Annotated in this window: 24 protein-coding genes; 19 read left to right on the forward strand and 5 right to left on the reverse strand. The window is 71.0% G+C overall.

Going from position 1 to position 25472, the window contains the following annotated elements; translation table 11 throughout:
• Positions 1 to 36: 36 nt before the first annotated feature.
• From ACFWXC_RS34025 to ACFWXC_RS34065, 9 genes are all read left to right on the forward strand, one after another.
• Positions 37 to 642: a riboflavin synthase gene (locus tag ACFWXC_RS34025; protein WP_384484676.1), complete on the forward strand. Its 606-nt coding sequence runs from the start codon at positions 37 to 39 to the stop codon at positions 640 to 642.
• The gene (pnuC, locus tag ACFWXC_RS34030) at positions 639 to 1289 is read left to right on the forward strand and encodes a nicotinamide riboside transporter PnuC (RefSeq protein WP_384484678.1); all 651 of its coding nucleotides are present in this window, start codon (positions 639 to 641) and stop codon (positions 1287 to 1289) included. Before ACFWXC_RS34025 ends, pnuC begins: the two co-directional genes overlap by 4 nt.
• Positions 1286 to 2575: a bifunctional 3,4-dihydroxy-2-butanone-4-phosphate synthase/GTP cyclohydrolase II gene (locus ACFWXC_RS34035; protein ID WP_384484680.1), complete on the forward strand. Its 1290-nt coding sequence runs from the start codon at positions 1286 to 1288 to the stop codon at positions 2573 to 2575. Before pnuC ends, ACFWXC_RS34035 begins: the two co-directional genes overlap by 4 nt.
• A 22-nt stretch (positions 2576 to 2597) precedes the next feature.
• Positions 2598 to 3083, forward strand: a complete 486-nt coding sequence (gene ribH / locus ACFWXC_RS34040; protein WP_384484682.1) for a 6,7-dimethyl-8-ribityllumazine synthase — start codon at positions 2598 to 2600, stop codon at positions 3081 to 3083.
• A 34-nt stretch (positions 3084 to 3117) separates the two neighbouring features.
• On the forward strand, positions 3118 to 3390 hold the full coding sequence (locus ACFWXC_RS34045; RefSeq protein ID WP_030946750.1) for a phosphoribosyl-ATP diphosphatase: 273 nt from the start codon (positions 3118 to 3120) through the stop codon (positions 3388 to 3390).
• A 47-nt stretch (positions 3391 to 3437) separates the two neighbouring features.
• Positions 3438 to 4286: an ATP phosphoribosyltransferase gene (gene hisG, locus ACFWXC_RS34050; RefSeq protein ID WP_384484684.1), complete on the forward strand. Its 849-nt coding sequence runs from the start codon at positions 3438 to 3440 to the stop codon at positions 4284 to 4286.
• Between the two features lie 14 nt (positions 4287 to 4300).
• A complete protein-coding gene (locus ACFWXC_RS34055; protein ID WP_384484686.1) occupies positions 4301 to 4756 on the forward strand; it encodes a PH domain-containing protein in 456 nt (151 codons plus the stop codon).
• A gap of 256 nt (positions 4757 to 5012) precedes the next feature.
• Complete coding sequence (locus ACFWXC_RS34060) at positions 5013 to 6341, forward strand: hemolysin family protein (RefSeq protein WP_384484688.1); 1329 nt, start codon at positions 5013 to 5015, stop codon at positions 6339 to 6341.
• Positions 6338 to 7423, forward strand: a complete 1086-nt coding sequence (locus ACFWXC_RS34065; protein ID WP_384484690.1) for a hemolysin family protein — start codon at positions 6338 to 6340, stop codon at positions 7421 to 7423. The genes ACFWXC_RS34060 and ACFWXC_RS34065 overlap by 4 nt, the downstream gene beginning before the upstream one ends.
• A 248-nt stretch (positions 7424 to 7671) precedes the next feature.
• Here the strand turns inward: ACFWXC_RS34065 and ACFWXC_RS34070 are convergent, their stop codons facing one another.
• The 3 genes from ACFWXC_RS34070 to ACFWXC_RS34080 all read right to left on the reverse strand — a co-directional run bounded on the left by ACFWXC_RS34070 (position 7672) and on the right by ACFWXC_RS34080 (position 11442).
• Positions 7672 to 8241 (reverse strand): hypothetical protein, encoded by a 570-nt coding sequence (locus ACFWXC_RS34070; protein WP_384484692.1) that lies wholly within the window; start codon positions 8239 to 8241, stop codon positions 7672 to 7674.
• Positions 8242 to 8531: 290 nt separating this feature from the next.
• Entirely contained in the window at positions 8532 to 10391 is a 1860-nt protein-coding gene (locus ACFWXC_RS34075; RefSeq protein ID WP_384484695.1) for an AAA family ATPase, read from the reverse strand.
• Positions 10392 to 10821: 430 nt separating this feature from the next.
• Positions 10822 to 11442: a uridine kinase gene (locus ACFWXC_RS34080; RefSeq protein WP_384484797.1), complete on the reverse strand. Its 621-nt coding sequence runs from the start codon at positions 11440 to 11442 to the stop codon at positions 10822 to 10824.
• Between the two features lie 271 nt (positions 11443 to 11713).
• On the opposite strand from ACFWXC_RS34080, the gene ACFWXC_RS34085 reads away from it, so the two are divergent.
• From ACFWXC_RS34085 to ACFWXC_RS34105, 5 genes are all read left to right on the forward strand, one after another.
• Positions 11714 to 12664: a hypothetical protein gene (locus ACFWXC_RS34085; protein ID WP_384484697.1), complete on the forward strand. Its 951-nt coding sequence runs from the start codon at positions 11714 to 11716 to the stop codon at positions 12662 to 12664.
• A 90-nt stretch (positions 12665 to 12754) separates the two neighbouring features.
• Complete coding sequence (locus ACFWXC_RS34090) at positions 12755 to 14209, forward strand: amino acid permease (RefSeq protein WP_384484799.1); 1455 nt, start codon at positions 12755 to 12757, stop codon at positions 14207 to 14209.
• A gap of 175 nt (positions 14210 to 14384) precedes the next feature.
• Positions 14385 to 15764: a peptidase C39 family protein gene (locus ACFWXC_RS34095; protein WP_384484699.1), complete on the forward strand. Its 1380-nt coding sequence runs from the start codon at positions 14385 to 14387 to the stop codon at positions 15762 to 15764.
• Positions 15765 to 15861: 97 nt separating this feature from the next.
• Positions 15862 to 16002 carry an SCO1431 family membrane protein gene (locus ACFWXC_RS34100; RefSeq protein WP_384484701.1) on the forward strand — a complete coding sequence of 47 codons (141 nt, stop codon included), beginning with the start codon at positions 15862 to 15864 and terminating at the stop codon, positions 16000 to 16002.
• Positions 16003 to 16067: 65 nt separating this feature from the next.
• Positions 16068 to 16727, forward strand: coding sequence for a TetR/AcrR family transcriptional regulator (locus ACFWXC_RS34105; protein ID WP_384484703.1), 660 nt, complete (start codon positions 16068 to 16070; stop codon positions 16725 to 16727).
• A 58-nt stretch (positions 16728 to 16785) separates the two neighbouring features.
• Here the strand turns inward: ACFWXC_RS34105 and ACFWXC_RS34110 are convergent, their stop codons facing one another.
• The gene (locus ACFWXC_RS34110) at positions 16786 to 18027 is read right to left on the reverse strand and encodes a glycoside hydrolase family 18 protein (RefSeq protein WP_384484705.1); all 1242 of its coding nucleotides are present in this window, start codon (positions 18025 to 18027) and stop codon (positions 16786 to 16788) included.
• Positions 18028 to 18357: 330 nt separating this feature from the next.
• Between ACFWXC_RS34110 and ACFWXC_RS34115 the strand changes: the two genes are divergently transcribed.
• From ACFWXC_RS34115 to ACFWXC_RS34125, 3 genes are all read left to right on the forward strand, one after another.
• On the forward strand, positions 18358 to 19530 hold the full coding sequence (locus tag ACFWXC_RS34115; RefSeq protein WP_384484707.1) for an acyl-CoA dehydrogenase family protein: 1173 nt from the start codon (positions 18358 to 18360) through the stop codon (positions 19528 to 19530).
• Positions 19531 to 19881: 351 nt separating this feature from the next.
• Positions 19882 to 20982, forward strand: coding sequence for a hypothetical protein (locus ACFWXC_RS34120; protein WP_384484709.1), 1101 nt, complete (start codon positions 19882 to 19884; stop codon positions 20980 to 20982).
• A 14-nt stretch (positions 20983 to 20996) separates the two neighbouring features.
• Positions 20997 to 22100, forward strand: a complete 1104-nt coding sequence (locus ACFWXC_RS34125; RefSeq protein ID WP_384484711.1) for a phosphotransferase family protein — start codon at positions 20997 to 20999, stop codon at positions 22098 to 22100.
• A 1-nt stretch (position 22101) separates the two neighbouring features.
• On the opposite strand, the gene ACFWXC_RS34130 is transcribed toward ACFWXC_RS34125, so the two are convergent.
• Positions 22102 to 22563 carry a hypothetical protein gene (locus ACFWXC_RS34130; RefSeq protein WP_384484713.1) on the reverse strand — a complete coding sequence of 154 codons (462 nt, stop codon included), beginning with the start codon at positions 22561 to 22563 and terminating at the stop codon, positions 22102 to 22104.
• 267 nt (positions 22564 to 22830) lie between these two features.
• Here ACFWXC_RS34130 and ACFWXC_RS34135 point away from each other — a divergent pair, with 267 nt between their 5' ends.
• Both ACFWXC_RS34135 and ACFWXC_RS34140 read left to right on the forward strand, forming a co-directional pair.
• Complete coding sequence (locus ACFWXC_RS34135) at positions 22831 to 23271, forward strand: Lrp/AsnC family transcriptional regulator (protein WP_053759891.1); 441 nt, start codon at positions 22831 to 22833, stop codon at positions 23269 to 23271.
• A gap of 149 nt (positions 23272 to 23420) precedes the next feature.
• The gene (locus ACFWXC_RS34140; RefSeq protein ID WP_384484716.1) at positions 23421 to 25037 is read left to right on the forward strand and encodes an amidohydrolase; all 1617 of its coding nucleotides are present in this window, start codon (positions 23421 to 23423) and stop codon (positions 25035 to 25037) included.
• The last annotated feature ends 435 nt before the right edge of the window (positions 25038 to 25472 follow it).

The following is a 25472-nucleotide window of genomic DNA, read 5'->3' on the forward strand; positions in this document are numbered from 1 at the left end:
GAGTCCGTGCCCCGTTGAGGCAGGAGGACCCGGGAAGTGTTCACCGGAATCGTCGAAGAGCTGGGTGAGATCACCGCCGTCGAGAATCTCGGCGACGCCTCTCGTTTCCGGCTCCGTGGCCCCGTAGTGACCGAGGGCGCACAGCACGGCGACTCCATCGCCGTGAACGGGGTCTGTCTGACCGTCGTGGAGCACGAGGGCGACGAGTTCACCGCAGACGTCATGCAGGAGACCCTCAAGCGTTCCTCCCTCGGCGCGCTGGACGTCGGCTCCCGCGTCAACCTGGAGCGCCCCACCGCCGTCGGCTCCCGGCTCGGCGGCCACATCGTGCAGGGCCATGTCGACGGCACCGGTCAGGTGCTGTCCCGGACCCCGTCCGAGAACTGGGAGATCGTCAAGGTCTCGCTCCCCGCCGACCTCGCCCGCTATGTCGTCGAGAAGGGCTCCATCACCGTCGACGGCATCAGCCTCACCGTCGTCGAGGCCGGCCCCGACTACTTCACCGTCAGCCTCATCCCGACCACCCTCGACCTGACCACGCTCGGCCGCAAGCAGCCCGGCGACCCGGTCAACCTCGAGGTCGACATCGTCGCCAAGTACGTGGAGCGCCTGCTCGCGAACACGCGGGGAGCAGGCCGGTGAACTGGCTGAACTCCGAGGCCTTCGTCCTGTTCGGCCAGCACATCCTCTGGTCGGACATGATCGGCAACATCCTCGGCCTGGCCGCTCTCGCCCTCGGCTGGCGCCGCAACCTGTGGAGCTGGCCGGTCCAGTTCGCCTCCGGCCTCATCCTCTTCGGCGCCTTCTACGGCCATCTCACCGGCAGCGCCGGCAAGCAGGCCGTCGTCATGGTCGTCGCGCTGTACGGCTGGTGGCAGTGGAACCGCAACAGGGGTCGGGCCGAAGACGGCGGTGACGGTCATATCACCCCCCGGTTCGCCACCTGGCGCGAACGCGGCGCGATGGTCGCCGCCGCGGCCGTCGGCACCGTCGCCGTCGCCGTGTTCTTCAAGGCCTACCCGTCCCTGTCCTGGGACCCCTGGCCGGACGCCTACATCTTCGTCGGCACCGTCGTGGCCATGTACGCCCAGGCCCGCGGCATGGTCGAGTTCTGGATCGCCTGGCTCCTGGTCGACCTGGTCGGCGTCCCCCTCAACTTCGCCAACGGCTACGCCTTCTCCGGCTTCGTCTACGTCATCTACGGCGCGCTCGTCCTGTGGGGCATGCGCGACTGGTGGCTGCGCTCCCGCCAGGGCTCGCGGCCCGCTCTGGAAGGGGCACCCGCATGACCGCGGCACCGATCCTGTACAGCACCGACGGCGTCGAGGACCTCACCCTCGACCCGGTCGAGCAGGCCATCGCCGACATCGCGGCCGGCCGGCCGATCGTGGTCGTCGACGACGAGGACCGCGAGAACGAGGGCGACCTCGTCATCGCCGCCGAGAAGATCACCCCCGAGATCGTCGCCTTCATGATGAGCGAGTGCCGCGGCCTGATCTGCGCCCCCATGGAGGGCGAGGAGCTGGACCGGCTCGACCTGCCGCAGATGGTCGGTGACAACACCGAGTCGATGAAGACCGCGTTCACCGTCTCCGTGGACGCCTCCGGCGCGCACGGCGTCACCACCGGCATCTCGGCCGCCGACCGCGCCACCACGCTCCGGCTGCTGGCGAGCGGCCAGGCCGAGCCGACGGACCTGGTCCGCCCCGGCCACGTCTTCCCGCTGCGCGCCCGGCCCGGTGGCGTCCTGGTCCGCAATGGCCACACCGAGGCCGCCGTCGACCTCGCCCGCCTCGCGGGCCTGCGCCCGGCCGGCGCCATCGTGGAGATCGCCGGCGAGGACGGCCGGATGCTCCGCCTCCCCGAGCTGATCCCGTTCGCCCGCAAGCACGGCCTGACGATCATCTCCATCGCGGACCTGATCACCTACCGGCGCTCCGCCGAGCCCACCGTCCGTCGCGAGGCCGAGGTCAACCTGCCCACCAAGCACGGGACGTTCACGGCGTACGGCTACCGCTCCACCACCGACGGCGTCGAGCATGTCGCCCTCGTCCACGGCGAGATCGGCGACGGCGAGGACGTCCTGGTCCGGGTCCACTCCGAGTGCCTCACCGGAGACATCTTCGGCTCCGCCCGCTGCGACTGCGGCCCCCAGCTCGACGCCGCCCTGGAGCGCATCCAGGACGAGGGCCGGGGTGTCGTCGTCTACCTGCGCGGACACGAGGGACGCGGCATCGGGCTGCTGTCCAAGCTGCGCGCGTACGAACTCCAGGAGCGCGGCCGGGACACCCTCGACGCCAACCTGGAACTCGGCCTGCCGGCCGACGCCCGCGACTACGCCGCCGGCGCCCAGATCCTCACCGACCTCGGCGTCCGCGGAGTCCGGCTGATGACCAACAACCCCGACAAGACCGACGCGCTGCTCAGCCATGGCCTCAAGGTCACCGGCCGGGAGCCGATGCCCGTACAGGCGGGCGAGCACAACCTCCGCTACCTGCGCACCAAGCGGGACCGGATGGGCCACGACCTGCCCTGGCTGGACACCCCTGCGGTGTCCGGTTGCGGCAACCAGTAAAGAAACAGCACTGAGGAGAGACGTGAGCGGCAAGGGTGCACCGGAGTTGTCCGTACGCAATGTCAGCGACCTGCGGGTCGCCGTCATCGCGGCCCAGTGGCACGTGAAGGTGATGGACGGTCTGGTGGACGGCGCCCTGCGCGCCCTGCGTGACCTGGGGATCGACGAGCCGACCCTGCTGCGGGTCCCCGGCAGCTGGGAGCTCCCGGTCGCCGCCAAGGCCCTCGCCGGCCGCGGCTACGACGCGGTGGTCGCCCTCGGCGTCGTCATCCGCGGCGGGACCCCCCACTTCGAGTACGTGTGCCAGGGCGTCACCCAGGGCCTCACCCAGGTCTCCGTCGAGACCGGCGTCCCGGTCGGCTTCGGCCTGCTCACCTGCGACAACGAGGAGCAGGCCCTGGACCGGGCCGGCCTGGAGGGCTCCAACGAGGACAAGGGCCACGAGGCGGTGACGGCGGCGGTGGCGACGGCGGCCACCCTCCGCTCAGTATCTGAACCCTGGCACTGAGCGACGCGGCAGTTGGCGTAGTCTGGCGCTCACCATGTCCAACAAGACTTTCGAGGAGCTCTTCACCGAGCTCCAGCACAAGGCCGCCCACGGCGACCCCGCCACGTCCCGCACCGCCGAGCTGGTCGGGAAGGGGGTCCATGCCATCGGCAAGAAGGTCGTCGAAGAGGCCGCCGAGGTCTGGATGGCCGCCGAGTACGAGGGCAAGGAAGCGGCCGCCGAGGAGATCTCGCAGCTGCTCTACCACGTCCAGGTGATGATGGTCGCCCGCGGAATCTCGCTGGACGACGTCTACGCCCACCTGTAGAACTTTTTCCGACAAACCTCCCCTTTCGAGCAAAGGAAGCCGACCTCATGCTGCGCATCGCCGTCCCCAACAAGGGTTCCCTCTCAGGACCTGCGGCGGACATGCTGCATGAGGCCGGCTACCGGCAGCGCCGGGAGTCCAAGGAACTCCGCATCGTCGACCCGGTCAACGACGTCGAGCTCTTCTACCTGCGCCCCCGGGACATCGCGATCTACGTCTCCTCCGGCCGCCTCGACATCGGCATCACCGGCCGTGACCTGCTCGTGGACTCCGGCGCCCACGCCGAGGAGATCCTCGCGCTCGGCTTCGCCCGCTCCACCTTCCGCTTCGCCTCCAGGCCCGGCGCGGCCGACGGTCTGGCGGACCTGAAGGGCAAGACGGTCGCCACCTCCTACGAGGGCATCGTCGCCAAGCACCTCGCCGACAGCGGCGTCGACGCCTCCGTCGTCCACCTGGACGGCGCCGTCGAGACCGCCATCGAACTCGGTGTCGCCGAGGTCATCGCCGACGTCGTCGAGACCGGCACCTCGCTGCGCAACGCCGGCCTGGAGGTCTTCGGCGAGCCGATCATGACCTCCGAGGCGATCGTGATCCGCCGGGCCGGCGCCGACATCGAGGAACCCAAGGTCCAGCAGTTCCTGCGCCGCCTCCAGGGCGTCCTGGTCGCCCGGACGTACGTGATGATGGACTACGACTGCCGGGTCGAGCAGCTGGAGAAGGCCGTCGCGCTCACCCCGGGCCTGGAGTCCCCGACCGTCTCCCCGCTGCACAACGAGGGCTGGGTCGCCGTCCGCGCCATGGTCCCCACCAAGGACGCGCAGCGGATCATGGACGACCTGTACGACATCGGCGCCCGCGCCATCCTGACCACGGCCATCCACGCCTGCCGCCTCTGAAACGCCCGCGAGAGATGTCCGAACTTCCTTCCCTTCCCGTCACCTTCCGGCCGGGCCACACCCGCGTGATCCTGCTCACCGCGGGCGTCGCCATCTTCGCCACCATCTCCGGGGTCGCGCTGCTCCTGGAGCAGCTCGGCCCGGGGGAGCAGCTCAGCTTCGTCATCACCGGCGCGCTGATCTTCTGGGTGCTGGCCCAGCTGGCCCGGGTCAAGGTGGTCGCCGACGAGTCCGGGGTCACCGTCGTCAACATCGCCAGCAAGCGGCGTCTGGACTGGGCGGAGATCCTCCAGGTGAACCTCCGACCGGGTGACCCGTGGGTGTTCCTGAACCTCAGCGACGGCACCAGCCTGCCCGCGCTCGGCATCCAGCCGGGCATCGCCAAGCAGCGCGCCATCGCCGACGCCAAGGCCCTGCGGGCCCTCGCCGAGGCCCACGCGATCCACGACCCCGATCAGCACCAGGGCTGAAATCACGCAACTTCGGGGCCACCTCGGGGTCGTCCACCCTGCCGTAGTGGGCCCTGTCTTGATTAATCTGTTGGCGGAGGCTTTTCACGTCCCGCCTCCGCCCCTGTCGCGCGCCCGGCGCACAGGGGTTCCTGCTACCCGAGGAGTGACCCTCTCCGGCGATGGACGGATCGTCCTGTAGTACCTGCGCCGCCCCCTCCCGACATACCGCGGACTCCCGATTCGGGGTCCGTGACGAATCGGAGGCGGCGGCATCATGACCACCCCCCTGCTGCTCCTGGCAGCCGCGTTCCTGCTCATCCTCGCCAACGGCTTCTTCGTGGCCGCCGAGTTCGGCCTGGTGACCGTGGAGCGACCCGAGGCCGAGAAGGCCGCCGCCGACGGCGACAAACGCGCCGGCACGGTCGTCGAATCGCTGAAGGAACTGTCCTTCCAGCTCTCCGGCACCCAGCTCGGCATCACCATCACCTCCCTGGTCGTCGGCATGCTCGCCGAACCGGCACTGGCCGAGCTGCTGCGTGGCCCGTTCACCGCGATCGGCCTCCCCGAGGGCGCCGTCTCCGGTATCTCGGTCGTCGTCGGCATGCTGCTCGCCTCGGCGATCCAGATGGTGATCGGCGAACTCGTGCCCAAGAACTGGGCGGTCTCCAAGCCGCTCCAGGTCGCGCGCTTCGTCGCCGGCCCGCAAGCCCGCTTCTCGCGCCTGTTCCGCCCGGTCATCGCCGCGCTGAACACGGTCGCCAACCGGCTCGTCCGCGCCTTGGGCGTCGAACCCGCCGAGGAGCTGGCCTCCGCCCGCACCCCGGGCGAGCTGGTCTCGCTGGCCCGGCACTCCGCGCAGGCCGGCGCGCTGGAGCAGGACACGGCCGACCTGTTCGTCCGCACCCTGTCCCTGGGCGAGCTGACCGCGCAGCACGTCATGACCCCCCGAGTGAAGGTCAGCGCGCTCCAGGACTCGGCGACCGCCGAGGACGTGGTCAACCTCACCCGGGCCACCGGCCTGTCCCGCTTCCCGGTCTACCGGGAGAAGATCGACGAGATCGTCGGCATGGCCCACCTCAAGGACGCCCTGGCGGTCTCGGTCCACGACCGGCTGCGCACCCCCGTCGGCCGCATCGCCCGCAAGGCGCTGCTGGTCCCCGAGACCCTCCCGGTCCAGCCGCTGCTCGCCCGGCTCCGCTCCGAGCAGCCCATCGCGGTCGTCGTCGACGAGTACGGCGGTACGGCCGGGGTGGTCACCCTGGAGGACATCGTCGAGGAGCTCGTCGGCGAGGTCCGCGACGAGCACGACAGCCCGGACGCACCGGAACTCGCGGCGGCCCCGTCGCAGGACGGCAAGCCCGCCTGGGACGTCGACGGCAGTGTCCGCGTCGACATCCTCCAGCGGATAGGCCTCGACGTGCCCGAGGGCCCGTACGAGACGGTCGCCGGCCTGGTCGCCGACCTCCTCGGCCGGATCCCGGCGCCCGGCGACCGGGCCGAGCTGCCCGGCTGGCGGCTGTCGGTCCGCCGGGTCGGTCACTACCGCGCCGAGCGGGTCCGCCTGGTCCGCACCGCCCCCGCCGTCGCGGAGGCCGTCCGATGAGCGTCCTCCAACTGGTCTTCGCCGCCCTGCTGGTGCTCACCAACGGCTTCTTCGTGGGCGCGGAGTTCGCGCTGGTCTCGGTCCGCCGCAGCCAGATCGAACCGCTGGGCACGGCCAGGGCACGCCAGGTCCTCTACGGCCTGGAACGCCTCCCGCAGATGATGGCCGCGGCCCAGTTCGGCATCACCGTCTGCTCGCTGACGCTGGGCGCGGTGGCCGAGCCGACCGTGGCGCATCTGCTGGAGCCGGTGTTCGAGGCGGTACACCTGCCCGAGGGCGTGATCCACCCGCTGGGCTATGTGATCGCGCTGGCCGGAGTCGTCTTCTTCCACCTCGTCATCGGCGAGATGGTGCCGAAGAACCTGGCGATGGCGGCCCCCGAGAAGGCGGCGCTGTGGCTGAGCCCCGGCCTGGTGGCGTTCGCCCGCGTGTGCCGGCCGATCACGGTCGCCCTGGGTGCCTGTGCCCAGGCCATCCTGAAACTGTTCCGGGTGGAGCCGAAGGACGAGGTCGAGGCCGTCGTCACCAGCGAGCAGCTCAACCGGCTGCTCGAGGACTCCGGCCAGGCGGGCCTCCTCGACCCCGAGGAGCGGGAGCGGCTGGAGGACGCGCTGGAACTGGGCTCCCGCCCGGTGACGGACGTACTCCTGCGACGCGAGTCCCTGATCACGGTCCCCCCATCGGTCACCCCGGGCCAGATCGTGGAACTCACCGCCCGCACCGGGTACTCCCGCTTCCCGGTCGCCGCCGAGTCCGGTGCGTTCATGGGCTACGTGCATGTGAAGGACGTGCTCGACCTGGAGGACTCGGACCGGGCGGTGCCGCAGCAGATATGGCGCCCGATGACGACGCTACGGGCCGAGCTGCCCCTGGACGACGCGCTGACGGTGATGCGCCGAGCGGCGACGCACCTCGCCCAGGTGGCCGACGCCCATGGCAGGGTCCTGGGGCTGGCGGCACTGGAGGACGTGCTGGAACTGCTGGTGGGCGAGGTGACGGACCCGGCACACCGGGAGGAACGGCCGACCATGCCGCCCGAGCCCCGGGCCAGCGACGAGCCGGAGGAAGTGGCGGTGGGCTGAGCATCACGGGGAACTGCGTCCCGGCGACGGCCGGCCACGCGGTTCCCCGCGGTTCCCGCGTCCCACCGGGGGCACCGCACCTCGCCGTCCCCCGGAGGCACCGATGGCGGGCCGCGGGCTGCCGTCAGGTGCCGACGCCCCACCGCCGACGACCGCTCCCGCTTCGTACCCGGTGACAGCGGACGGGAGCGGCCGGGATCCCGGCCCGCTCGGGCAGGTATGCCCCGGCCGCGGCGGCGGGGCCCGGCTCACATCGGCGTGGCGTTGTCGCCCGGAGGCCGGCGGAGCAGGTGCAGACAGACGACCGAGCTGACGAGGGTTCGCCGATCGGAGGCGTCCAGGCGGGGGTCCGCTTCGACCACGTACTGCTGCAACCCGATCCACGAGTCGACGGTGCTCGCCGTGACCCGGCCGAGGATCTCCGGCGCCGGGCCCCCTTCCGGATCGGTCTCGGTGAGATGCCATTCGGAGTACAGGAGACCCGGCCGGGTGAGGAGGAGCCGGCGTCCCCGCTCCGTCCGGAGGTCCAGTCGGCGGGCCTTGACGAGTCCACGGGCATCATCGACGGTGCCGACCTCCCGGTCCGCGGCGTCGATGAAGCGGAACGACCCCGGTCCGAACTGCTCGATACGGACGATGAACTCGCCGGACGTCGCGGTGAGGACGAAGTGCGTGTCGTCGGTGTACGTGACCTGGCCGAGCGGGGTCCCCGTCATGGTGGACAGGACCAGATCGGGCCCCGTGTATCTGCGCCACCATGACCGCTTCGGCTGCCCCACCACGACGGTTTCCAGCTCGAACAGACCGGGCTCCGGCACCGGTCCTTCTTCCGCCACCACGGCATCCCCCTAGACCGAGTACGTCCACTGTGACCGAAGACCTGTCCGATGCCCATCCCGCGGGCGCTCGCCGACGGTTCCGTCGAGCACGGGTTCAGGCCGGTCCGGGAAACCGATGCCGTTCCAGGGGTGTTGTGGCGGCCGCCGTCACAAGCGAAGCGAGCGCGTCCCCGGCCCGCTGCCGGCCACGGAGTACCAGGACCCGGCAGCGCACGCCGGGCGGGCGGTGCGTGGGCGGTGGCGGTCGCGGTGGCGGACGAAACCCGCACCTACATACCGGCCGGATCCTGCGGTCCCCGCCCCGACAGCACCTCCCCGTACGCCTGCATCAGGTCCGGCAGCCGTAACGTGGCCAGGTCGTCCCGCGACAGCGCCCCGGGATACACCGACAACCGCAGATCCCGGTAGGCGCAGCTCTTCTCGTACAGCGTCCGCAGGAACCGTCCGTTGCCCAGCTCGTCGATCCATCCCTGGTCGACCACGTGCCCGGCGATCGACCGCAGCTCCTCCAGCGCCTCCTCGTCCCAGGCGTCACCGTTCTCCGTGGCCAGCACCTCGCCGATCGAGGTCAGCTCAAGGGGGCGGTAGGAGGGAAAGTCCACGCGGGTCGTGAAGCGGGAGGAGAGCCCGGGGTTGGCGGCCAGCAGCCGGTCCATGCCCTCCGGGTAGCCGGCCAGGATCACCACCAGGTGGTCGCGGTTGTCCTCGGCCCGCTTCAGCAGCACCTGCAACGCCTCGTCGCCGTAGGCGTCCCCCTTGCCGTAGCCGGAGTTGGACAGCGAGTACGCCTCGTCCACGAACAGCACCCCGCCGATCGCGGAGTCGATCAGCTCGTTCGCCTTCACGGCGGTCTGGCCGAGGTACTCGCCCACCAGATCGGCCCGCTGGGCCTCCACCAGGTGGTCCCCGCCCAACAGGCCGAGTGCGTAGAACACCCGCCCGAGAATCCGGGCGACCGTGGTCTTCCCGGTGCCCGACGGGCCGGAGAAGACGAAGTGGCGTTTCGGCGGCTGCACCGGCAGCCCCTGCCCGGCCCGCAGCCGGGCCATGTTCAGCTGCGCGGACAGCGCCTTGACCTGCCGCTTCACGGGCTCAAGCCCGACCATGCGCTCCAGCTCGGCGAGCGCCTCCTCGAGCAGCGCGGGGTCGGTCGGCCCGGCCGGCAGCGGAGGCGAGGGTACGACCTTCTCGCGCACCGCCGGATCGACCACCGAGGGCATCGCCCCGGCCGGCGGCTCGGACTCCCCGAACCGCAGATCGCGGCCCTCCGTGCCGAAGAGCGGGTCGAGCAGGTCCGGCCCGTCCACGACGTCCTGCCCGGCGCCGATGAGCGTGATCGCCGCGAGGTCGGCGCTGTCGTCGTATCCGTCGCCCTCGGCGATCGCGGCCAGCCGTGCCGAGGTGTCCATGAACGCGGGGTCGACCCGGTGCACGGCCCGGTAGAGGGGGAGCGCGGCGGCGCTGCGCCCGGTGCCCTCGTGTGCCCGCGCCAGCCAGTAGCGCAGCTCCTTGCGCTGCGGCTGCTCGCTGCGGCAGCGCATCAGCGCCGCCGAGAGCAGCGGTTCGGCCTGGCCGTACATCTCGAGGCGGACCCGGGCCATGCCGCCGAAGAGCCCTGCCTCGATGCCGAGCATGGCATCGTCGAGGAGCGGGTCGGTGTGCCGGACCAGCTGCTCCCAGTCCTTGACCAGGTAGGCCCGGCAGGCGTGCAGGAAGCGGACCTGGGGGTCGGCGTCCACGGGCGGCAGTCCGGCGAGGGCCCGGTCGAGTTCCGGGACGTGCCGGCCGTCCAGCCAGTGCGAGGCGTGGGCGAGCAGGAGATCGCGCGGGTTCTCCAGCACCGGCTGCACCCACCAGCCCAGCCAGTACCAGGAGTTGAGCGCCCGGCGGTGCCGGGCGCGCTGTTCGCCGAAGCGGTCCCGGTGCCGGAACATTCTCAGCAGCGCGGTCGTCGTGTCGACGCGCAGCGCGTGCAGCCCGAGCCAGCCGTCGGCCATCCCGGGATCCATCCGTACCGCGGCGCGGAACTCCTCCTCCGCCTGCGGATAGGCGCCCATCGTGTAGGCGTCCACGCCTCGCAGCCAGGCGAGGTCGGCCGGGGCCTCTAGGCCCTGCGTGCCGAAATCCATCACGTCCCCCACAAACCGTGCCCCCGTGGTTGGCCCCCGGGCTCCCCCCGATGGCCGCCGTTGGTCGAACCGCTGTGCCGCGGACCGGAGTTGCAGATGCGCGAAGCAGCCGTTCGATGGTCGCACCGAGGGCATCGTACCTGCGGTTCCACTGCCCGCCGAAGGGTGCCGCACAGGCCGTTTGGCGAGGTGGGAGCAGATCGGGCGGGCGCCGCTCGGTGACCGAGGGTGAGCAAGGAAGCGCACGCGGCGCACACAAAAGGGGTAAAGGGCAGAACGAAGCCCCCGATCACGGGGGAACAACCGGGGGCTTCGCGTCTGTGGGGCGGCTCCCAGGGGCCGCACATTCAGAACGTAAGTCCTGTACGGCCCTTGGGTCAAGCCGAGTTGAGGTACTGAGGCAACTTCTTACGGGCGCCTCTTCACGAGTTCAGCACACTGCCGACGGTCCCTCACGGTGGGTGACCGTCTGGTCCGGTCCAACGGTTTTCACCGGCCCCGGGAGCACCTCGTACCCCTTCTGCGACTGTGTTACCAGAAGGTCGGAGTACGGCCTTGAGGGGTCCTCGGCGAAGTGTGCCCGTTCCGACCGGACCCATTCGACCCAGAACTCCCGCTGTTCCGTGCCGTCCCGCAGTCTGCCCCGGGTCCAGGACTCCTCCCGTGGCACCTCCATCCACAGCAGCCGCGCCAGGAACGGGCGCAGCGCCCGCCGGCCGGCGCCGACGCCCTCGACGAGGATCACCGGGGCGGGCGGCAGCGGGCGGGGCGGGCCGAAGGTGCGGGCGCGCCAGTCGTAGGGCGCGTAGTGGGCGGTCTCGCCGCGGCCGAGTGGCTCGATCACCTGGGTCAGCAGCCGGCCGGTCCAGGCGAACAGCTCCTCGTGGCTGGCGATGTCGTCGAGGTGGAGCACCGGCGCCCCGCCCAGCGCGGTGGCCAAGCGCCCGGCGAAGGTGGTCTTTCCGGAGCCGGCGTGCCCGTCGACGCCGACGAGACGGACCGGGCCGCAGGAGGGCGGCAGGCCCTGGAGCGCGGAGGCGAGACGGTGAATGACGATTCCCGAGGTGTGCTGAGGTGTGGTGTGGTGTCGCGTGGTGTGGGGTGTTTTCCCGAAACATTCTAGTAGTGCGGCGCATAGCGGGCGTTTACGGCCTCGGAAAAGTAGCGGCTTGAACAAATTTCGAGCCGTTCTCCAGCGACCCCGCCAATATTTCCGACCCGCTGACCGATATGTCGAAATCGGACGTTCACGGTGCGCCCGCCGCTGAGTAGGGTGCTTTGTGCGCGACTGCAATGCGTCGAACGGGGACGGACAGGGGAAGATGGCCGCGGAGTTATTCGAGGGGCAGTACGTATGGCATCCGGCGGCCGATGACCGCTTGCTCGCGAGCGTGTGCGTGGATGTGCGCGCCGGGAGATATCGCAGCGCCCGCGAGGCCCTGGCCGAGACACGCACCGACTTCGCCCTGCGCGCCCACCGCTCCCTGGTCCTGGCCTCCGAGGCGGCCGGCACCGATCTGGTGGAGCGCTGGCTGGCCGAGGAGCCGAGCCCCGAGTCCGCGCTGATGTGGGCCCGGGTGGCCGTGCAGCGGGCGATCCGGGCGGCCGACGCCCGTGACGAGCGCACCGAGGCGCTGGAGCGGATCGCCCTCGCCGCCTGCGACCGGGCCTCCGTCACCGACCCCGCTGACCCCACCCCCTGGGCGGCCAAGCTGGCCATGGCCCGGCTGCACCGCCCGCACGACCGCGCCCCGAGCGGTCTGCTGACCTCGCCGCCCGGCCCCTGGCGGCTGTTCGCGCACACCCTCGCCCTCGACCCCTGGCACCGTGAGGCCCACCACCGCTTCCTGTCCTTCTTCTTCACCCGCCACGGGGGCTCGGTCAACGCCGCCTGGGACGTCGCCGCCTTCCTCGCCCAGCGGGCCCCCGCGGACTCGGCGATACGGCTGTTGCCCCTGGTCGCGCTGGTGGAGAGCCACAACCCCACCCAGCTGCTCGCCGAGCGGGTCTGGGAGCAGCCGCAGTGGCGCGCAACGGCGCTGTCGATCTACCACAACTGGCTGCCCGCGGTGGCCGGATACCGCTTCACCCCGGTGCTCGACCTGGCCTACCTCGCGCACGCGCTGGTCATGGCCCAGCGTGAGTTCGAGGCCCGGGCGGTCTTCACGGCCATGGGGCGGTACGCCTCACGGATGCCCTGGAGCGTCTTCGGCGAGCCCGTCGAGCAGCTCTCCCGGGCCCGCCGCGCCTGCGGCCTGCCCATCCCCTCGTAGAGAGACCCTCATAGAGAGAAAGGCCGGCAAGTGTCAGAACGCACAGCGGACCCCGTCACCCGCGACGACGACGACGCGACCCTGCACGCGATGGGTTATCCGCGGAAACTCACCCGCCGATTCCAGGCGTTCGACAATTTCGCGATCTCCTTCACCATCATCAATATCCTCTCGGGTATTTTCTCGTCCTTCGGATTCGGTATGAACGCGGGCGGCCCTCGCATTCTCGTGTTCGGCTGGATCGGTGTCTGCGTGATGGTGCTGTGCATCGGCGCCGCCATGGCGGAAGTCGCCTCCGCCTATCCGACGAGCGGCGCGCTGTATTTCTCCGCCGGTAAGCTCGCCAAGCGGCACAAGGGCGCCTGGTCCTGGTACACGGGCTGGCTGAACTTCGTGGGCCAGATCGGCGGCACGGCGGCCACCGGATACGCGGCCGCCACCTTCATCCAGGCCTTCATCGCCCTGCAGTGGCCCTCGTACACCCCGACCGCCCACCAGACCGTTCTGATCACGGCCGTGATCATCGTGGTCCAGGGGCTCGCCAACACCTACACCGTGCAGCTCGTCGCCCTGCTGAACCGGATTTCCGTGTGGTGGCTGCTGATCGGACTCGTGGTGATCGTGAGCACACTGATCGTGATGCCGGACCACCATCAGTCGGCGTCCTTCGTGACGCATTTCGTGAACAACACCGGCTTCACCAACGGCCTTTACGGCGGCATGCTCGGCCTGCTGGTCACCAGCTGGACCTTCACCGGCTTCGACGGCAGCTTCCACATGTCCGAGGAAACGGTCCGGGCGACCGTGAACGCCCCCAGGGGGATCATCCGCTCGATCGGCTATTCGGCGATCACGGGCCTCGTCCTGATGCTCGCGCTGGTGTACAGCATCGGTGACTACGACAAGGTGGCGAGCTCTTCCGCGCCGCCCGTCCAGATTCTCATCGACGGACTCGGCATGGGCTGGGCCAAGGCGATGCTGCTCGTCGTCATCGGCGCCATGCTCTTCTGCGGCCTCGCCAACCTCACCAGCAACACCCGGCAGATCTTCGCCTTCTCCCGTGACGGCGCCATGCCCGGCTCCCGCCTGTGGCACTCGGTCTCGCCGCGCACCCGTACCCCCGTCAAGGCCGTGTGGCTGGCGGTGGCCTGTTCCCTCGCCCTGGTCGTGCCGGGCTGGTGGTCGCACACGGCGTTCACCGCGATCGTGAGCGTCAACGTCGTCGGACTCTTCCTCGCCTACGCCGTGCCGGTGTTCCTGCGGCTGCGCCTCGGCGACGAGTTCCAGCCGGGGCCGTGGAACCTGGGCCGGTGGAGCAGGCCGGTCGGCTGGCTGGCGGTGACCTGGATCCTGCTGAGCAGCGTCCTGTTCATGCTGCCGCAGGCCTCACCGATCACCGTCGACACCTTCAACTACGCGCCGATCGCCCTGGCCGTCGTCCTGGTCGTGGCCACGGTCTGGTGGTTCGCCACCGCCCGCCGCCGCTTCCAGGGCCCGGTCAGCTACGGCCGCCCCGACGAGGTGGCCGCGATGGACCTCGTCTGACGGCGGTGAAGGAGGCCCCGGCGAAGGGCGCCGGGGTCCTTTCAGTGGACAAGACCAATATTGGTGGGCGTGGCATGGGCGGAAGTGCTGGCAGGGGCATGCAGCCTGCTCCATAGTTGGCGCACAGTCCCGCACCGGACCAGCAGTTCCGTGCCCACCTGGGGGTCTTCCACCCATGAGCAGAGCCGAACAGCCGTCCCGCAGAACAGTCCTGGCCGTCGCCGCCTCCGTCGCGGCGGCCGCCGTGGCCCAGGGAGTGGTCCCGGCGGTCCCCGCGGCCGCGGCGCCGGAGACCGACACCGAGGACGCCGGCCGGGCCCGGACCCGTCCCGTCGACTACTGCTCGTGGACCACCTACGGCGACTGGGAGACCGGCACCTCCCAGGGCGTCGGGGCGGTCGCCGGGAGCCGCCCCGGCGTGGTGATCGGCACCCCCGCCGGCACCACCTCCTACACCGACCCCCACACCGGCACCACCGCCCGCTGGGAGTACGGCACCTGGACCGGGCCGGTGCACCAGCTCACCGTGCCCGCCACCGAGACCATCGCCTCCTGGAACGCGGACACCCCGGCCGGCACCTGGATCCAGGTCGAACTGCACGGCACCTACTCCGACGGCACCGCGACCCCCTGGTACGTGATGGGCCGCTGGGCGGCCGGCGACCAGGACATCCGACGGACCTCGGTGGACGGCCAGACGGACGGCAGGAGCAGCATCTGGACGGACACCTTCGCCATCGACGACGCCACCACCGGCCTGCGTCTGGCCTCGTACCAGCTGCGCCTGACCCTCTACCGCAAGCCCGGCACCAAGCTCACCCCGACCGTCTGGCGGATCGGCGCCATGGGCTCGGACATCCCGGACCGCTTCACCGTCCCGGCCTCCACTCCGGGCCCGGCCCGGGAGCTCAAGGTCCCGCGCTACTCGCAGGAGATCCACAAGGGCCAGTACCCCGAGTACGACAACGGCGGCGAGGCCTGGTGCAGCCCGACCTCCTCGCAGATGATCGTCGAGTACTGGGGTGGCCGGCCCACCCCCGCGCAACTGGCCTGGGTCGACCCGGCGTACACCGACCCCCAGGTCTGCCTCGCGGCCCGCCACACCTACGACTACCAGTACGCGGGCTGCGGCAACTGGCCGTTCAACGCCGCCTACGCGGCCACCTACAAGGACCTCCAGGGCGTGATAACGCGACTCGGCTCGCTCACCGACCTGGAGACGCTGATCGCGGCCGGCATCCCGGCCATAACGTCCCAGTCGTTCCTGGAGAGCGAGCTGACGGGCGCCGGTTACGGCACCTCGGGGCACCTCATGACGGTGATCGGCTTCACCGCGGACGGCGACGTGATCGCCAACGACCCGTTCTCGGCCGACGACGCCGCGGTCCGCCGGGTCTATCGGCGGCGGGAGTTCGAGAACATCTGGCTGCGCACCAAGCGGTACAACGCCAGTGGCAAGGTCGCCTCCGGCACCGGAGGCGTCTGCTACCTGTACTTCCCCGCCTGCCCGACCGCGAGCCAGCTCAAGGCGCTCGCGGCGGTCGGCGTGCGCTGACCGGGCACGACGGCGGCCCCCGTACGGACCCGGGGGCCGCTCTGCTGTGACCAAGCTCTCCGCCGCAAAAGCCGCAATCGGTGGCATGGTGGACGACATGACCACGCACACCACCACCGCCGCCCGCGCTCGCACCGGCGGCCCCAAGGACGACGGCCCGAAGGTCCTGGAACACGTCATGGGATGGGCCCTTGTCGTGGTCATCGCCATGCTGGTGACCCAACTCGGGCTGCTGTGACCTGACCCACTATCCGACCTGGCATACTGCGGATGTCCCGCAGCCCGCTGAGACCAGGGTCTAAATTGAATATTAGTCAACAACGTGCCGCCGCCCGTCCCCGGGCGCGCGGCACCGAGCGCTCCGTGGCCCGCCGTGCCGAACTCATCGCCATCGGCCGGAAGTTGTTCGCCGACACTTCGTACGACGCGCTCTCCATGGACGACATCGCCAGGCAGGCGCATGTCGCCAAAGGGCTGATCTACTACTACTTCCAGTCCAAGCGCGGCTACTACCTGGCGATCATCCAGGACTCCGTCGCCGACCTGGTCACCTACGCGGCGAGCGGCCTGGACCTGCCTCAGGTGGACCGCGTCCACCGCACCATCGACAGCTATCTGCGCTACGCCGAGCACCACCAGGCCGCGTACCGCACGATCGTCAGCGGCGGCGTCGGCTTCGACACCGAGGTGCACTCCATCCGGGACGGGGTGCGCGAGGCGATGGTCGCGACCATCGCCGAAGGCGCCTACGGCCGCACCGACATCGCCCCGCTCGCCAGGATGGGCCTGCTCTCCTGGCTGTGCAGCGTGGAGGGTGCCACCCTCGACTGGATCGCCCACTCCGAACTCTCCCGTGACACCATGCGCGACCTGCTGGTCAAGACGCTCGGCGGCACCATGCGCGCGATCGAGGAACTGGACCCCGCCTACCGCGCCCCCGTCCCGGCCCGCCGGGACGCCTGACACGTACAAGGGGCGGAGGTCTCGTGGAACCCCCGCCCCAAGCCCCCCGTGACCGGGGTCAGTTGATGGCCTTGATCAGCTCACCGCCCGAGGTGTCGCCGCTCAGCTCCCAGAAGAACGTGCCGCCCAGGCCCTGCTGGTTCTTGTAGGTCATCTTGGTCGCGATGGTCGCCGGAGTGTCGTAACTCCACCAGTTGCTCCCGCACTTGGCGTACGCCGTGCCGGCCACGGTGCCGGTCGCCGGGCACTTGGTCTTGAGCACCTTGTAGTCGTCGATGCCCTGCTCGTACGTCCCCGCCGCCGGGCCGGTCGCCGTGCCGCCGGGGGCCGCCTGGGTGACGCCGGTCCAGCCGCGGCCGTAGAAGCCGATGCCGAGCAGCAGCTTGGCCGCCGGGATGCCGAGGCCCCTGAGCTTGGCGATGGTCGCCGAGGTGTAGTAGTTCGCCGTCGGGATGCCGGAGTAGGAGTTCAGCGGTGAGTGCGGGGCCGTCGGACCGGTCGTGGCCCAGGCGCCGAAGTAGTCGTACGTCATCGGGTTGTACCAGTCGACGTACTGTGCCGCGCCCGCGTAGTCCGCCGCGTCGATCTTGCCGCCGCTGGTCGCGTCGGCGGTGATCGCGGCCGTGACCAGCGCACTGCTCCCGAACTTCGAGCGCAGGGCCGCCATCACGTTCTTGAACGCGTCCCGGCCGCTGGTGTCACAGGTGTTGCCGCAGGCGTTCGGGTACTCCCAGTCGATGTCGATGCCGTCGAAGACACCGGACCACTTGGAGTTCTTCACCAGGTCGTAGCAGGACTGGGCGAAGGCGGCCGGGTTCCTGGCGGCCTCGCCGAAGCCGCTCGACCAGGTCCAGCCGCCGAAGGACCAGAGGATCTTGAGGTTCGGGTGCTTCTTCTTCAGCTTCAGCAGCTGGTTGAAGTTGCCGCGCAGCGGCTGGTCCCAGGTGTCGGCGACGCCGTCCACGGACTCGGCGGCGGTGTAGGTACGGTCGGTGGCCGCGTAGGAGTCGCCCACGGCGCACTTGCCGCCGGTGACATTGCCGAAGGCGTAGTTGATGTGGGTGAGCTTCGCGGCCGAGCCGGAGGTCTCGACGTTCTTGACCAGGTACTTGCGGTCGTAGGTACCCCATTCCGTGAAGTAGCCGACGACCTTGGAGCCGGCCTTCACCTGGGGAGCGGACGGGGCGGACGGGGCCGCTGCGGACGCCGTGCCCGCGCCGGCCAGCAGCCCGGCGCCTAGGACGGCACAACAGACCGCGGAGAGCAGCGCCCGGAACCGGGAGCGGTGAGAGGTGTGCATCGGGTGTCTCCTCCTGGGGGAGAGGGGAACGCGCGCCGATTGGCATGAACGCGGTAAAGCGTTGGTCATGAACCTTAGGAGGACTAGACCAGTCGGGTCAATGGTTCGGACCAATTTGGGGGCGGCCGGATGTTGTCCTGGAATTCGAGAAGTAAGCGGTCGTTAACTGGTGACGGAAGGTCCCGGATCGGGCATACTCACTGCGCAGCCGCTGGTCAGCAGCTTCCGTGACCCGGAACGCCGACCGCGGCCGCACTCGAACGACAGGCGGAGCCGCCCCTACCCGACGGGCGGTGACCGCCGGTGCCCGACAGGGAGGAGACCGACGCCATGTCCGACCGCGACCCGCAGCCGGTGGAGCGTCAGCTGCCCACGGAAGAGGCGAGGGACCTGATCTCGCTCGTCCGGGAGATCGCCCAGCGCGAGATCGCGCCCCAGGCGGCCGAGGAGGAGGACGCCGGACGCTTCCCGCGCGAGGTCTTCACCCTGCTCTCCGCATCAGGCCTGCTCGGCCTGCCGTACGACTCCGAGTACGGCGGCGGCGACCAGCCCTACGAGGTCTACCTCCAGGTCCTGGAGGAGCTGGCCGCGGCCCGTCTCACCGTCGGCCTCGGCGTCAGCGTGCACACCCTGGCGAGCTACGCGCTCGCCGCCTACGGCACCAAGCAGCAGCAGGTCGAGCACCTGTCCGCGCTACTCGGCGGCGGTCTGCTCGGCGCCTACTGCCTGTCCGAACCGGCCTCCGGCTCGGACGCGGCCTCCCTGCGCACGAAGGCGGTCAGGGACGGTGACGGCTGGGTGATCAACGGCACCAAGGCCTGGATCACGCACGGCGGCATCGCCGACTTCTACACCGTCATGGCCCGCACGGGCGGGGAGGGCTCGCACGGGATCACCGCCTTCCTGGTCCCCGGTGACGCCGAGGGCCTGAGCGGCGCGGTGCCCGAGAAGAAGATGGGCATGAAGGGCTCGCCCACCGCCCAGGTCCACTTCGACGACGTCCGGGTCCCGGACGAGCGGCGGCTCGGCGAGGAGGGCCAGGGCTTCGCCATCGCCCTGTCCGCACTGGACTCCGGCCGGCTCGGCATCGCCGCCTGCGCCATCGGCCTCGCCCAGGCGGCCCTGGACGAAGCGGTCGCCTATGCCACCGGACGGCGGCAGTTCGGCCACCCCATCTCCGACTTCCAGGGCCTGCGCTTCATGATCGCCGACATGGCCACCCAGATCGAGGCCGGCCGGGCCCTCTACCTCGCGGCGGCCCGGCTGCGCGACGCGGGCCGGCCGTTCGCCAAGCAGGCCGCCATGGCCAAGCTGCACTGCACCGACACCGCGATGAAGGTGACCACCGACGCCGTCCAGATACTCGGCGGCTACGGCTACACCGCGGACTTCCCGGTCGAGCGCTATATGCGCGAGGCCAAGGTCCTGCAGATCGTCGAGGGCACCAACCAGATCCAGCGGATGGTCATCGCCCGTCATGTGGCGGGACCGGAAAGTCGCTGAACTGTCCGCGTGAGACCGTCGGGGCCGCCAGCCTGACCCACTCCGGGTCATGGCGGCCCGGCAGGGTGCGGCCCCGGTCGGCCCAGGTCCGCATCAGATCGCGGTAGATCGGCGGATCCTGCGGCGCGGGAGGCGGAGCCGATGCCGCGGGCGGGGGCACGAAGATACGGCGCTGACGGCCGAGGGCGGTGTAGGTGGTCGTCATGCCCGGCCAACGCGGGGGCGGCCGCCCTGGTCACCGATGCCCCGAATCGCGCGTGAGTTCGTGGACGTCCGCTCCCGGATCTGGCCTCTCCCTGTTTTCTGACGTACCGTCAGCCGGACCGTCTCCAGCCTCCGGGGAGGCCCGCCATGGCCGACGACCGTCCCGTACCGCTCGACGAGTATCCGGTGCACCAGGTCCCGCTCTCCATGAAGCACGTCGCCACCGGGGACCGGAACGCCTACGACCGCTGCATCTTCCACGTCTTCGACCACAACGGCCGCGCCCTGCTCATCCTCGGCCTCGGCGTCTACCCGAACGTCGGAGTGATCGACGCCTACGCCACCCTGCGCGCCGGCGACACCCTGCACGCGGTACGCGCCTCGGACGTCCTCGGCGAGGACCGGATGCGGCTGGCGGTCGGCCCGCTGCGCATCGAGGTCGAGGAGCCGCTCCGGCGCTTCCGCCTCACCTGCGACGACGACGCGCTCTCCTGCGACCTCACCTGGACCGCCGGCTTCCCGGCCCTGTGGGAGCCGCACCACCTGCAACGCCGGGGCGACCGGCTGACCTTGGAGGGCCGCAGGTTCGTGCAGGCCGGGGGAGTGTCCGGGGTGATCCGGGCCGGCGGCGAGGAGTTCCGCGTCGACCCCGCCGGCTGGACCGGCACCCGGGACCGCAGCTGGGGCGTCCGCCCGATACCGGGGGAGGAGGGCGGGCGGCTCGCCGAGGAGAACCCGACCGAGGGCTTCCACTGGATCTGGTGCCCGGTCCGCTTCGAGGACCGCTTCCTGATGGTCGTCCTCCAGGAGGACGCCGACGGTTACCGCACCCTGAACGACGCCACCCTGGTCCGCCCCGGCCGCCGCGACCGTCAACTCGGCTGGCCCCGGGCCGAGATCGGCTACCGCTCCGGCACCCGCCACCCGCAGCACGCCGTCGTCCACCTAGGCGACCCGCGCAAACCCCAGGAGCTGGAGGTGGAGATCCTCGCCTCCTCACCGCTCGCGATCGGCGCCGGCTACCCACCGTCGGACGACTGGCAGCACGGCACCTGGCAGGGCCGCGCCTGGGTGGACCGCCGTACCTACGACATGACCGCGCCCCACCCCCGCGCGGCCTACGGCGTCACCGACCACTCCGCCCGCTTCCGGCTGGACGGCCGGGTCGGCCACGGCATCTTCGAGCACGGCTCGTTCGGCAGACACGATCCGAGCGGCTTCACCGGCTTCGACTCGGTGGCGCCCTGAGGGAGGAGGCCGGGATGACGACGACACCGCGCCCACGCACCACCACCCGCGACCCGGAGGACCTCACTCGCCGGCTGACCGCCTGGCTGGACGCCCGGCTCCCCGGCGCCAAGGCCGTCGGCGTCACGGTCCCCGCTACCAACGGCATGTCCAGCGAGACCCTGCTGTTCGAGGTCGAGCACCCCCACCCGCCGCTGCGCGCCTGCGCGTTGCGACTGGCGGCGGACCCGTCGGCGTACACCGTCTTCCCGTCGTACGACCTCACCCGGCAGTACCGCACCATGCGGCTGGTCGCCGAACACACGGATGTGCCGGTGCCCCGCGTCCTGTGGCTGGAGGAGGACCCCGGACCGCTCGGCGCGCCCTTCTTCGTCATGGAACGGGCCGAGGGCCGCGTCCCGCCCGACGTCATGCCCTATACGTACGAGGGGAATTGGCTGCACTCGGCGAGCGATGCCGAACGTGAGCGGCTCGAAGCGGCGTCCGTCGGCCTGTTGGCCCGGCTGCACGACCAGGTCCCGCTCACCGAGACGGAGTTCCTCGCCCTTCCCGGGGAGGGCGACACCCTGCGCCGGCATGTCGAGTCCCAACGCGCCTACTACGACTGGGTGGTGGACGGACTCGCCCGCTCACCCCTGATCGAGGCCGCGTTCGACCGGCTTGCGGAGCTGTGGCCGGGCGAGCCCGGCACACCGGTCCTCAACTGGGGCGACGCACGCATCGGGAACGTCGTCTACGACGGCTTCGACCCCGTCGCCGTCCTCGACTGGGAGATGGCGGCACCGGCCCCGCGCGAGGTGGACCTCGGCTGGACCGTCTATCTGCACCGCTTCTTCCAGGACCTCACGGCCGCCTCCGGACAGCCGGGACTGCCCGGGTTCCTGCGCCGCGACCGCGTCGAGGCCCGCTACGCCCGGCTGACCGGCCACACCCCTCGGGACATGGACTTCTACACCCTGTACGCCGCCCTGCGGCACGCGATCGTCATGCTGCGCATCGCCTACCGGCAGGTGTACTTCGGTGAGGTCGCCGTCCCGGCGGATCCGGACACACTGATCCTGCACCACGGCAGTCTGCGCGCCATGGTGCAGGGCGGCTACTGGGAAGCGGTGCGGTGACTCAGGCGGCCTGACGGCCGAGGTCACTGCCGCCGAGGCGGCGCATCGTCGGTACGCGCATCGGGCGCGAGCCCGGGCCGCCGACGTGCGAGAAGGGCTGCGTCCGCCAGTCCAGACCCTGCGGGAGGGTGAGCAGGAGGGCGGTGTCCTGCTCCTGCGGCTCGACCGACTCGTCCGCGGACGGGGCCTCGGCCGCCGCACGGCCCGTACCGGCACAGACCGTCAGACCGAACGGGTTCCACGGCGAGGCGCACAGCGCGTGCTCCGGCAGGAACTCCTCGTCCGCCAGCAGGGCGATGGGCTGCGCGCAGTCCGGGCAGACCACCCGGTACATCTCGAAAGTGTCGTACGCGTCCAGTTCCTCGGCCTCGTAGAGGTCGGGTTCGACGCCCTCCGGCTCGGGCTCGACAACCAACTGAGGGCGCTTGGACGTGGTACGACCAGGGCGCTTAAGACTCTGCATGGGTAACTCCCCCTCGGGCTGGGCCGTGACGGCACTGCGGCCTCGACCACAGCAAGCACTTCCCGTCCGGTCTCGGCGGTAATCACGAGAGCATCACGGACCCTGCCCGGGGGCTGTGGCGTTCGTCACATGCCGCCCGCAGGTGCCCGGTGCGGTGGTTTTGTCCCTCAGCAGGCTCACAACCTGCGCCCCGTGACATCACGAACCGGCCATGACCTGCGTCGCCGAGGTATCCCAGGAGATCAGCCGCACTGTAGCTTTTGCGCCATGGAGGAGCTGGACCGTCAAATCGTGCAGCTGCTCGTCAAGGACGGGCGGATGAGCTACACCGACCTGGGCAAGGCCACGGGCCTTTCCACGTCGGCCGTGCACCAGCGGGTGCGTCGGCTGGAACAGCGCGGCGTCATCCGCGGCTATGCCGCGGTCGTCGACCCGGAGGCCGTCGGGCTGCCCATGACGGCGTTCATCTCGGTCAAACCGTTCGACCCCAGCGCCCCCGACGACATCGCGGACCGGCTGGCCGGCGTCCCCGAGATCGAGGCGTGCCACAGCGTGGCGGGCGACGAGAACTACATCCTCAAGGTACGGGTGGCGACCCCGCACGAGCTGGAGGAGCTGCTGGCCCGGCTGCGCGGCCTGGCGGGGGTGTCGACGCGGACGACGGTGGTGCTGTCCACGCCGTACGAGGCGCGGCCGCCGAGGATTTGAGCGCGGCGGACGGTGCGTCGTAGGGCTGGCGGTCGGTTGTCGACTGCGGGTGGGTGGGGGCTGGTCGCGCAGTTCCCCGCGCCCCTGGCGGGGCGCGTTTCGGGCGCCCCTGTCCAGAGGCGTAGGTGACAGGGGTGAAACTGTCCTTCATGAGTGAGCGCGCATCCGAGCCCAAGACCGTCCTCCTCCGCCGAGGCGAGGTCCACAGTCCCGCCGATCCGTTCGCGACCGCGATGGTCGTGGAGCGAGGACAGGTCGCCTGGGTCGGGTCCGAGGGGGCCGCCGACGCCTTCGCGGACGGGGTCGACGAGGTCGTGGACCTGGACGGCGCCCTGGTGACCCCCGCCTTCACCGACGCCCATGTCCACACCACCTCGACGGGTCTCGCCCTGACCGGCCTCGACCTGTCCGGGGCCGTTTCCCTGGACGCGGCCCTCGCGCGGGTACGGGACTTCGCCGCCGCCCGGCCGGACGACCAGGTGCTGCTCGGGCACGGCTGGGACGCCTCCCGCTGGTCCGGCGGCCGCCCGCCGACCCGCGCCGAGCTGGACGCGGCCACCGGTGGACGCCCGCTCTACCTCTCCCGTATCGACGTCCACTCGGCGGTCGTCACCACGGCCCTGCTGGACCTGGTCCCCGGTGCGGTCTCCCGGGAGGACGCCCCGCTCACCAGCGACGCCCACCACGCCGTACGCGCCGCCGCGTTCGCGGCCGTGACGCCCGCACAGCGCGCCGAGGCCCAGCGCACCGCCTTGGCCCACGCGGCCTCCCTGGGCATCGGCACCGTCCACGAGTGCGGCGGGCCGAAGATCTCCTCCGAGGACGACTTCACCGGCCTGTTGCGGCTCGCCGCGGAGGTGCGTGGACCCCGGGTCGTCGGTTACTGGGCGGAGGCGGCCGACGAAGGCGTCGACAAGGCGCGGGAGCTGGGCGCGCTCGGCGCCGCCGGTGACCTCTTCGTGGACGGCGCCCTCGGCTCGCACACCGCCTGCCTGCACGAGCCCTACGCCGACGCCGGCCACACCACCGGCTCCGCCTACCTGGACGCGGCCGCCGTCGCCGCCCATGTCACCTCCTGCACCGAGGCCGGCCTCCAGGCGGGCTTCCACGCCATCGGCGACGCCGCCGTGAGCGCCGTCGTCGAGGGCGTGCGTGCCGCCGCCGAGAAGGTCGGCCCGGCCCGCGTCCGCGCCGCCCGGCACCGCGTCGAGCACGCCGAGATGCTCACGCCCGAGTACATCGCCGCCTTCGCCGAGTTCGGTCTGATCGCCTCCGTGCAGCCCGCCTTCGACGCGCTGTGGGGCGGCACGGAGGGCATGTACGCCCAGCGGCTCGGTGCCGAGCGGGCCCGCACCCTCAACCCCTACGCGGCCCTCCTCAAGGCCGGGGTCCCGCTCGCCTTCGGTTCGGACAGCCCGGTCACCCCGCTCGACCCCTGGGGGACCGTCCGCGCCGCCGCCTTCCACCACACGCCCGAACACCGGGTCTCCGTACGCGCCGCCTTCACCGCGCACACGCGGGGCGGCTGGCGGGCCATCGGCCGCGACGACGCGGGCGTCCTGGTACCGGGCGCGCCCGCCGACTACGCGGTCTGGCGCACCGAGGAACTGGTGGTCCAGGCCCCGGACGACCGGGTCGCCCGCTGGTCCACCGACCCGCGCTCGGGCACTCCCGGCCTGCCCGATCTGACCCCCGGCCGCGAGCTGCCGGTCTGTCTGCGCACCGTGGTGGGCGGCCGGACCGTGTTCGTACGACCGGGCGAGTGACCCGGCCGCATTCGTACGGCCGGGCGAGTGATCTCCCGGGGTGGCGCGGTCGTGATCGACGGCCGCCGCCCCGTCGCGCGACCTGCGCATCCTCCGCGCTGACCAGCGGTTTGAGGTCGTTTGTGCAGGTCAAACGGCTGTTGACAGCCAGCGGCAGCGGGCCGGTAGGTTCGGCGGAGTCCACCACCGGACACCCGACCGGGGAGCAGTTCGCGCACTCGTCGCAGCGCCGCTGGGTCAGGGACGGTGTGCCGCACCGGGGCACCGTCACTGGGAGCCAGGCTCAGCGCCCGCGCCGACGAGGGAACGTTCCGGCCGGTCGGGAGGTGTGACCCGGGTGGGGCCCGGACGCTCAGTAGACAACGGCTTTCGGTCGACCCGCAGCCAGCGGGTCCCAGGTCGGCCCGAAGGGCGCCGGGCCCCCATCCGTAGTCG

Origin of the sequence: Streptomyces sp. NPDC058683, from assembly GCF_042716195.1 — a bacterium.
Taxonomy (GTDB): Bacteria; Actinomycetota; Actinomycetes; order Streptomycetales; family Streptomycetaceae; genus Streptomyces.

Bases quoted from the DNA above. Each gene is read 5' to 3' on its own strand.
- ACFWXC_RS34035 (WP_384484680.1), top strand. From the start codon at position 1,286: ATGACCGCGGCACCGATCCTGTACAGCACCGACGGCGTCGAGGACCTC.
- ACFWXC_RS34045 (WP_030946750.1), top strand. From the start codon at position 3,118: ATGTCCAACAAGACTTTCGAGGAGCTCTTCACCGAGCTCCAGCACAAG.
- hisG (WP_384484684.1), top strand. From the start codon at position 3,438: ATGCTGCGCATCGCCGTCCCCAACAAGGGTTCCCTCTCAGGACCTGCG.
- ACFWXC_RS34055 (WP_384484686.1), top strand. From the start codon at position 4,301: ATGTCCGAACTTCCTTCCCTTCCCGTCACCTTCCGGCCGGGCCACACC.
- ACFWXC_RS34060 (WP_384484688.1), top strand. From the start codon at position 5,013: ATGACCACCCCCCTGCTGCTCCTGGCAGCCGCGTTCCTGCTCATCCTC.
- ACFWXC_RS34065 (WP_384484690.1), top strand. From the start codon at position 6,338: ATGAGCGTCCTCCAACTGGTCTTCGCCGCCCTGCTGGTGCTCACCAAC.
- ACFWXC_RS34075 (WP_384484695.1), bottom strand. From the start codon at position 10,391: ATGGATTTCGGCACGCAGGGCCTAGAGGCCCCGGCCGACCTCGCCTGG.
- ACFWXC_RS34085 (WP_384484697.1), top strand. From the start codon at position 11,714: ATGGCCGCGGAGTTATTCGAGGGGCAGTACGTATGGCATCCGGCGGCC.
- ACFWXC_RS34090 (WP_384484799.1), top strand. From the start codon at position 12,755: ATGGGTTATCCGCGGAAACTCACCCGCCGATTCCAGGCGTTCGACAAT.
- ACFWXC_RS34095 (WP_384484699.1), top strand. From the start codon at position 14,385: ATGAGCAGAGCCGAACAGCCGTCCCGCAGAACAGTCCTGGCCGTCGCC.
- ACFWXC_RS34100 (WP_384484701.1), top strand. From the start codon at position 15,862: ATGACCACGCACACCACCACCGCCGCCCGCGCTCGCACCGGCGGCCCC.
- ACFWXC_RS34110 (WP_384484705.1), bottom strand. From the start codon at position 18,027: ATGCACACCTCTCACCGCTCCCGGTTCCGGGCGCTGCTCTCCGCGGTC.
- ACFWXC_RS34115 (WP_384484707.1), top strand. From the start codon at position 18,358: ATGTCCGACCGCGACCCGCAGCCGGTGGAGCGTCAGCTGCCCACGGAA.
- ACFWXC_RS34120 (WP_384484709.1), top strand. From the start codon at position 19,882: ATGGCCGACGACCGTCCCGTACCGCTCGACGAGTATCCGGTGCACCAG.
- ACFWXC_RS34125 (WP_384484711.1), top strand. From the start codon at position 20,997: ATGACGACGACACCGCGCCCACGCACCACCACCCGCGACCCGGAGGAC.
- ACFWXC_RS34130 (WP_384484713.1), bottom strand. From the start codon at position 22,563: ATGCAGAGTCTTAAGCGCCCTGGTCGTACCACGTCCAAGCGCCCTCAG.
- ACFWXC_RS34135 (WP_053759891.1), top strand. From the start codon at position 22,831: ATGGAGGAGCTGGACCGTCAAATCGTGCAGCTGCTCGTCAAGGACGGG.
- ACFWXC_RS34140 (WP_384484716.1), top strand. From the start codon at position 23,421: ATGAGTGAGCGCGCATCCGAGCCCAAGACCGTCCTCCTCCGCCGAGGC.